Here is a 989-nt window from a genome sequence, read left to right as displayed (position 1 = left end):
TCGCGCTTGACCATCTCGTGCAGCAGCGTCACCAGGATCCGGCAGCCCGACGCACCGATCGGGTGACCGATCGCGATCGCCCCGCCGTTCACGTTCACCTTCGACGTGTCCCAGCCCATCTGCTTGTGCACCGCCAGCGCCTGCGCCGCGAACGCCTCGTTGATTTCCATCAGGTCCAGGTCGCCCGGCGTCCAGCCCGCGCGCTCCAGCGCACGGCGCGACGCCGGCACCGGGCCCATGCCCATCACGCTCGGGTCCACGCCCGCGTTCGCATACGCCTTGATCCGCGCCAGCGGCGTCAGGCCCAAGGCGGCTGCCTTCTGCGCCGACATCACCAGCACCGCCGCCGCCCCATCGTTCAGCCCCGACGCGTTCGCCGCCGTCACCGAGCCGTCCTTCGCGAACGCCGGCTTCAGCCCCGCCAGCGACTCCGCCGTCACGCCGTGACGCACGAACTCGTCGGTCGCGAACTGCAGCGGCTCGCCCTTGCGTTGCGGAATCGACACCGGCACGATCTCGTCGTTGAAACGCCCGGCCTTCTGCGCGGCTTCCGCCTTGTTCTGCGACAGCGCCGCGAACGCGTCCTGCTCTTCACGCGTGATCCCGTATTCCTTCGCGACGTTCTCCGCCGTGATCCCCATGTGGTACTGGTTGTACACGTCCCACAACCCGTCGACGATCATCGTGTCGACCAGCTTCGCGTCGCCCATCCGGAACCCGTCGCGCGAGCCCGGCAGCACGTGCGGCGACGCGCTCATGTTCTCCTGGCCACCCGCGATCACGATCTCCGCGTCGCCCGCAACGATCGCGTTCGCCGCCAGCATCACGGCCTTCAGGCCCGAGCCGCACACCTTGTTGATCGTCATCCCCGGCACGGCGTTCGGCAGCCCCGCCTTGATCAGCGACTGCCGCGCCGGGTTCTGCCCGGAGCCGGCCGTCAGCACCTGGCCCATGATCACTTCGCTGACCTGCTCGGGCTTCACGCCCGC

General features: G+C 69.3%; 1 protein-coding gene. It reads right to left on the bottom strand.

Features of this window, described 5'->3' with window-relative positions; translation table 11 throughout:
- Positions 1–989, bottom strand: a 989-nt coding sequence (locus H0X90_RS35295) for an acetyl-CoA C-acetyltransferase (protein ID WP_196438434.1), incomplete at both ends; no start/stop codon positions are given.

It is taken from the genome of Burkholderia sp. 9775_39 (genome assembly GCF_015712225.1).
In the GTDB taxonomy this organism is placed as follows: Bacteria; Pseudomonadota; Gammaproteobacteria; order Burkholderiales; family Burkholderiaceae; genus Burkholderia; species Burkholderia cenocepacia.
The sequence above is the reverse complement of the archived record's forward strand: the minus strand, read 5'-3'. Positions and strand labels throughout refer to the sequence as shown.